This window comes from Kineosporia sp. A_224 (assembly GCF_002198655.1).
Taxonomy (GTDB): Bacteria; Actinomycetota; Actinomycetes; order Actinomycetales; family Kineosporiaceae; genus R-H-3.
The window spans coordinates 40,454-47,730 of sequence record NZ_MWLN01000177.1; the positions used below are offsets into that span (position 1 = coordinate 40,454).

At 72.8% G+C, this 7,277-nt stretch carries 4 protein-coding genes; all 4 read left to right on the forward strand.

Annotated elements, in window-relative coordinates; translation table 11 throughout:
• Positions 1 to 92: 92 nt before the first annotated feature.
• The gene (gene uvrA, locus EDJALFJO_RS17825) at positions 93 to 3,248 is read left to right on the forward strand and encodes an excinuclease ABC subunit UvrA (RefSeq protein WP_369812552.1); all 3,156 of its coding nucleotides are present in this window, start codon (positions 93 to 95) and stop codon (positions 3,246 to 3,248) included.
• Between the two features lie 268 nt (positions 3,249 to 3,516).
• Positions 3,517 to 5,013: an APC family permease gene (locus EDJALFJO_RS17830; RefSeq protein ID WP_088287663.1), complete on the forward strand. Its 1,497-nt coding sequence runs from the start codon at positions 3,517 to 3,519 to the stop codon at positions 5,011 to 5,013.
• The gene (locus EDJALFJO_RS17835; protein WP_088287664.1) at positions 5,010 to 6,410 is read left to right on the forward strand and encodes a glutamine synthetase family protein; all 1,401 of its coding nucleotides are present in this window, start codon (positions 5,010 to 5,012) and stop codon (positions 6,408 to 6,410) included. Before EDJALFJO_RS17830 ends, EDJALFJO_RS17835 begins: the two co-directional genes overlap by 4 nt.
• On the forward strand, positions 6,398 to 7,277 hold an 880-nt coding region (locus EDJALFJO_RS17840), incomplete at its 3' end, for a MurR/RpiR family transcriptional regulator (protein ID WP_143448635.1). The genes EDJALFJO_RS17835 and EDJALFJO_RS17840, both read left to right, overlap by 13 nt.

Genomic DNA, 7,277 nt, shown 5'->3' on the forward strand with positions numbered 1-7,277 from the left:
GGCCCGCTCCGGAGCAGGCGTCCTCGCTCTGACCTGGGACGACGTCCGAGGGGCCGGCGTTCGACACGAGACTGTCGGACGGGGCACCTAGCATGGGCGACGCCCCTTCACGTCTTTCGGAAGTGGATCCCGTGATTGACCGTCTGATCGTCCGTGGCGCCCGTGAGCACAACCTCAAGGACGTCTCCATCGACCTGCCGCGCGACGCCCTCGTCGTGTTCACGGGTCTGTCCGGGTCCGGCAAGTCCTCCCTGGCGTTCGACACGATCTTCGCCGAGGGGCAGCGCCGGTACGTCGAGTCGCTCTCGGCGTACGCCCGGCAGTTCCTCGGCCAGATGGACAAGCCCGACGTCGACTTCATCGAGGGCCTGTCGCCCGCGGTGTCGATCGACCAGAAGTCGACGAACCGCAACCCCCGGTCGACGGTCGGCACGATCACCGAGGTCTACGACTACCTGCGCCTGCTCTGGGCCCGCGCCGGTCGCCCGCACTGCCCGACGTGCGGCGAGCCGATCCAGCGCCAGACCCCGCAGCAGATCGTCGACCAGCTCCTCGAGCTGCCGGAGGGCACCCGGTTCCAGGTGCTCGCGCCGGTCGTGCGCGAGCGCAAGGGCGAGTACGCCGACCTGTTCCGCGAGCTTCAGGGCAAGGGCTTCTCCCGGGCCAGGGTGGACGGCGAGGCCGTGTCGCTCAGCGAGCCGCCCGCGCTGGAGAAGAAGCTCAAGCACACGATCGAGGTCGTCGTCGACCGGCTCACGGCGAAGGCGTCGGCGAAGCGCCGCCTCACCGACTCGGTCGAGACCGCGCTCGGGCTGGCGAACGGGATCCTCCTCGTCGACCTCGTCGACCTCGTCGACGAGGAGGAGGGCTCGCCCGCCCGGGAGCGCCGCTACAGCGAGAAGATGGCGTGCCCGAACGAGCACCCGCTCGCGACCGACGAGATCGAGCCGCGGACCTTCTCGTTCAACAACCCCTTCGGCGCGTGCCCGGAGTGCACCGGCATCGGCACGAGGCTCGAGGTGGACGCCGACCTGCTCGTCCCGGACGAGGACCTCACGCTCGCCGAGGGCGCGATCGCGCCGTGGGCGTCGGGCTCGAACGACTACTTCATCCGCCTCATGAAGGCGCTCGGCGAGGACCTCGGGTTCTCCATCGACGTGCCCTGGCGCGCGCTGCCGCAGCGCGCGAAGGAGGCGCTCCTGCGCGGGCAGGACTACAAGGTCCACGTGAAGTTCAAGAACCGGTACGGCCGCGAGCGGTCGTACACGACGGGCTTCGAGGGCGCCATCCCGTTCGTCCAGCGCCGGCACTCCGAGACCGACTCGGACTGGAGCCGCGAGCGCTACGAGGGCTACATGCGGGAGATCCCGTGCCCGGCGTGCAACGGCGCGCGGCTGCGTCCGGAGTCGCTCGCGGTGCTCGTCGGCGGGCGCTCGATCGCCGACGTCTGCAACCTGCCGATCCGGGACGCCGCGGACTTCCTCGGTGCCCTCGAGCTGTCTTCGCGCGAGCGCCAGATCGCCGAGCGGGTGCTCAAGGAGATCCACGCCCGGCTCGGCTTCCTCCTCGACGTCGGCCTGGAGTACCTCTCGCTGGACCGGGCCGCGGGCACGCTCTCCGGCGGCGAGGCGCAGCGGATCCGGCTCGCGACCCAGATCGGCTCCGGGCTCGTCGGCGTCCTCTACGTGCTCGACGAGCCGAGCATCGGCCTGCACCAGCGCGACAACCGCCGGCTCATCGACACCCTGACCCGGCTACGTGACCTCGGCAACACGCTCATCGTCGTCGAGCACGACGAGGACACGATCCGGGCCGCCGACTGGGCGGTCGACATCGGCCCGGGCGCCGGGGAGCACGGCGGTCAGGTCGTCCACTCGGGCCCGGTCGCCGGGCTGCTGTCCCACCCCGACTCGCTCACCGGCCAGTACCTCTCGGGCCGGCGCGAGATCGCGATGCCGGCGGTCCGCCGGCCGCGGGACCCGAAGCGCCAGGTCACCGTCGTCGGGGCCCGCGAGCACAACCTGCGTGGGATCGACGTGTCGTTCCCGCTCGGCTGCCTCGTCGCCGTGACCGGCGTCTCCGGCTCGGGCAAGTCGACGCTCGTCAACGACATCCTCTACACGGTCCTCGCGAACAAGCTCAACGGCGCCCGCCAGGTGCCCGGCCGGCACAAGACGGTCACGGGCCTGGACCACCTCGACAAGGTCGTCCACGTCGACCAGGGCCCGATCGGCCGGACGCCGCGCTCGAACCCCGCGACGTACACCGGTGTGTTCGACCACATGCGCCGGCTGTTCGCCGAGACGACCGAGGCGAAGGTCCGCGGCTACCTGCCGGGCCGGTTCTCCTTCAACGTCAAGGGCGGCCGCTGCGAGGCCTGCTCCGGCGACGGCACGATCAAGATCGAGATGAACTTCCTTCCGGACGTCTACGTCCCGTGCGAGGTCTGCCACGGCGCCCGGTACAACCGCGAGACGCTCGAGGTGCACTTCAAGGGCAAGACGATCAGCGACGTCCTCGACATGCCGATCGAGGAGGCCGCCGACTTCTTCGGTGCGGTCCCGGCGATCGCCCGGCACCTGCGCACGCTCGTCGAGGTCGGCCTCGGCTACGTCCGTCTCGGGCAGCCCGCGCCGACGCTGTCCGGCGGCGAGGCGCAGCGGGTCAAGCTCGCGACCGAGCTGCAGAAGCGCTCCACGGGCCGCACGGTCTACGTGCTCGACGAGCCGACGACCGGTCTGCACTTCGAGGACATCCGCAAGCTCCTCGTCGTGCTCCAGGGCCTCGTGGAGAAGGGCAACACGGTGCTCGTCATCGAGCACAACCTCGACGTCATCAAGAGCGCGGACTGGATCGTCGACATGGGCCCGGAGGGCGGTTCCGGCGGTGGCACGGTCATCGCCGAGGGCACGCCCGAGCAGGTCGCGGCCGTGCCCGAGAGCCACACCGGCCGGTTCCTCGCGCCGATCCTCTCGGGCCGCGGCCACCTGCCGGTGGGCACGATCGACGTCCGCGACGCCGTGACGGCGCCGACCGTCCCGGCGGCCCGGGCGAAGAGCCGGGCCACGGCGGCCGTGCCTGCGTCGGGGACCCGGACGACGGCCCGGGCAGCAGCGAAGACGGCCGCCCCGAAGGCCTCGGCCCCGACGGCAGCGGCTCCCAAGGTCACGGCCAAGAAGGCCGCCGTCAAGAAGGCGGCGAAGGCTCCCGCGAAGACCGCCAAGAAGGCGAGCACCCGGGCCCGCTGACCTCGTCGCACGGCACCGCTCAGATCGCCGCACCGTGCAGAAGGCCCCCGGCACCCCGCCGGGGGCCTTCTCCACGCCCGTGGGACTCGACGTAACAGCAATTTCATCTGTGCCCCTTGTGGCGATGCCCGTAACGGAGCTTTCATGTCTGCACGGCAGAACGGCGCCGGTCGCAGTCCGGGTGGGTGGCCCGGGCCGGTCGTCGTGGACGTCGTGTGGGGGGCCAACAGGTTCCGGTCCGGAGCCCGTCGCCCGAGGAGACACAGCCATGGCCGGTGAGGGTCCGAAGCTCGCGCGCGAGCTCAACATCTGGGAAGCGATCGGCATCTCGGTGGCGCTCATGGCGCCGTCGATGGCCGCGAACATCAACCCGCAGGGCATGATCGGCGTCGTCGGCGGGGCGATCCCGCTGACCTTCGCCCTCGCGACGGTGGGTGTCCTGCTCGTCGCGTACACGTTCGTCCGGCTCACGCAGCGGTTCCACCACTCCGGGTCCGTCTACGGCTTCGTCGGGGCGACGCTCGGCCCCCGTGCGGGCGTCATCGCCGGCTGGGGCCTGCTCGGGACGTACACCTTCTACGGCGTCGTCACCGCGACGGCGTCCTCGCGGTTCATCCTGTCCTTCCTCGACAGCACGGGGATCTGGTCCGCGCCGCCCGACGGTCTCGTCCTCGCGCTGGTCCTGCTCGTCGTCGCAGGGGTGTTCTGGCTGACGATCTCGCCGATCCGGATGGGCACGAGGTTCCTGCTCGTCGTCGAGGGCGCCACCGTCGCGCTCATCCTCGTCGTCGCGCTCGTCGTGCTCGCCAAGCTGGCCGGGGGCGACGGCCCAGGCGGCCAGGGCATCACGTTCTCGCCGTTCACCCTCGCCGAGGGCACCGGGGTCTCCGCGATCTTCCTCGGCATCGTCTTCGGCTTCCTCTCGTTCGCCGGCTTCGAGGCCGCCGCCACCCTGGGCGAGGAGACGAAGGAGCCCCGCCGGGACATCCCGCGCGCCATCCTCGGCACCGCGGTCTTCGGCGGCGTCTACTTCGTCTTCGTCACCTGGGTCGAGGTCATGGGCTTCGGCAACGACGAGAAGGGCCTGGCCGCGTTCGCGTCGTCCGGGTCGCTCTTCGGCGACCTCGGGACCCAGTTCGTCGGCGCCTGGCTCGGCGAGCTCATCACCCTCGGCGCGGCGATCAGCGCCTTCGGGTGCGCCCTCGCGTGCTCGGTCGGCGCCTCCCGGCTGCTCTTCGCCCTCGCCCGCGACGGCATCGCCCCGCCGGCGCTCGCGCAGGTGTCTGCGACGAGGCGGACGCCGGTCCTCGCGTCCGGGGTCGTCGCGGTCGCCGTCCTCGTCCTCGAGGTCGTCCTCTGGGTCATCTACCGGCCGACGGTCGCCGTCGACGCCGAGGGGTACACGGCGGGCTCGCTGTCGGTCTTCATCGCCTCCGGCGTCATCGGGACGCTCATCCTGCTCGTCGCGTACGTGCTGGCGACCGTCGGCGTCGTCCGGCTGCTCTTCTTCGGCCGCACCCGCCAGGTGGCGATGTGGGAGGCGGCGATCCCGGTGCTCGCCATCGGGCTGCTCTTCTACACCCTCTACAGGAACGTCTACCCGTTCCCGACGGGCAAGGCCGCCGTCCCGGCGGTCCTCTCCGTCCTGTGGCTCGCGCTCGGGGTCGGGTTCGTCCTCGCGGCGCCGGGCGCTGCCCGCCGGGCGGGTGAGAAGCTCACCGCGGACGAGGGCCTGGCGTCCGCAGACACCAAGGAGATCGTGTGACGACGTACGCAGACCCCGTCCCCGGCGGCCGCGCCGGGGACGGGGACCGCGCCCAGGCGCTCGCCGGGGACCTCGCCGCGAAGGGCGTCCACGGCGTCGTCATGTCGTGGGTCGACACGTGCGGGGTGAACCGGGTCAAGACCGTCCCGGTGGCCCGGCTCGCGTCGGCGGCCCGCTGGGGCGTCGGGATGTCACCCGTCTTCGACCTCTTCCTCGCCGACGACTCGATCGTCACCGGTGACCTGCAGGGCGGGCCGGACGGCGACCTGCGGCTCGTCCCGGACCTCGACCACGTCGTCCCGCTCGCCGGGCAGCCCGGCTGGGCCTGGGCACCGGTGGACCGGATGCGGCAGGACGGCACGATGCACCCGGGCTGCTCGCGGACGATCCTGCGCCGGCTCGTCGGCGCCGCGCGGGAGCAGGGCATCGAGCTCAAGGCGAGCATCGAGATCGAGTTCGCGCTCGGCCGCGGCGACGTGCCGTACCCGGCGTTCGAGCCGGCGTGCGTCGGGTCCTCGTACGGCATGACCCGGCTCGTCGAGCAGACCGACTTCTGCGCCGACGCCCTCGAAGCCCTTGCCGCGGAAGGGGTCGACGTCGACCAGATCCACCCCGAGTACGCGGCCGGGCAGTACGAGGTCTCCGTCGGCGCGCTCGACCCGGTCGGCGCTGCCGACCGCTCGGTGCTCGTCCGGCAGACCCTGCGGGCCGTCGCCCAGCGGCACGGCCTGCGGATCTCGTTCTCGCCGTCCGTGCTCGCGGCGGGCGTCGGGAACGGCGGTCACCTGCACCTGTCGGCCTGGCGGGACGGCGCGAACCTGCACTCGACCGGCCAGGGCCGCTACGGGATGACCGCCGAGGGCGAGGCGTTCGCGGCCGGGGTGCTCGACGCGCTGCCCGCGCTGGCCGCGGTCACGACGCCGAGCCCGGCGAGCTACCTGCGGCTGCAGCCCTCGCACTGGGCCGGCGTCTACGCCTGCTGGGGGCACGAGACCCGGGAGTCGGCGCTGCGGATCGTCACCGGCATGGTCGGCAACACCGCCCGCGCGGCGAACATCGAGGTCAAGTGCGCCGACCTGTCGGCCAACCCGTACCTGCTGATCACCGGCGCCGTGGCCGCCGGGCTCGACGGCATCGCCCGTGGGCTCACGCTGCCCGACGAGATCTCCGGCGACCCGGCCGGGCTCGACCCGGTGCAGGCCGAGAAGGCCGGGGTCCGCCGGCTGCCGACGTCGCTCGCGCAGGCCGTCGACGCCTTCGCCGCGAGCCCGCTGCCGACAGCCGCCTTCGGCGACCTCGTCGTCGACGCCGTCCTCGCCGTCCGCCGCGGGGAGGCGGCGCGGGCCGCTGGTCTCGACGCGGAGGCCGTCGCCGAGGCCTACCGGTGGGTGTACTGACCCCCGACCCCCGGGGGTCGGTCGCCGAACGGCTCCGCCGTACGTCGCCGTCGTTCGCGCCCGCCGAGCGGCGCGTGGCCCGGGCGCTGCTCGCCGAGTACCCGCTCACCGGGCTCGAGCCGCTCGCCGTCGTCGCCGACCGGGCCGGTGCGAGCGCGCCGACGGTGCTGCGGGTCGTCGGCAAGCTCGGGTTCTCCGGGTACCCGGACTTCCAGCGGGTGCTGCGCGCCGAGCTCGCGGCGCGCTGGTCGACGCCGCTCGACGTCATGCCGCGCGAGCCGGCGACCGGCCTCGTCGACACCGTGCGCGAGGCGATCCGGACGTCGGTCGCGGCGGATCTCGACCGGCTCGCCGCCGAACCGGACCCGGACGCCGCGGCGACCCTGCTCACGGACGCCCGGCACGCCGTGTGGACGGTCGGCGGCCGGTTCAGCAGCGTCCTCGCCGACTACCTCGCCCTGCACCTGCAGGTGCTGCGGCGCAGCGTGCACCGGGTCCCGGGCGACCCCGGGGGCCGCCACACGGCCCTGCTCGACGTCGCCCGCCGCGACGTCGTCGTCGCGTTCGACTACCGGCGCTACCAGAACGACACCGTCGAGTTCGGGGCCCGCGCGGTCGCCCAGGGGGCCCGGCTCGTGCTCTTCACCGACCACCTCATGTCCCCGCTCGCCGCCGACGCTGAGGTCGTCCTCGCGACGACGATCGAGACCGGTTCGCCGTTCGCGGTGATGTCGCCCGCGATGGCCGCCGTCGAGACGGTGCTCGTCAGCGTCGTCGACCGGCTCGGCGGCGCGCCGCGCGAGCGGATGGAGCGCTACGACGCACTGTCGACGGAGGTCCGGTCCGGCCCCGCCGACCGGGCCGAGG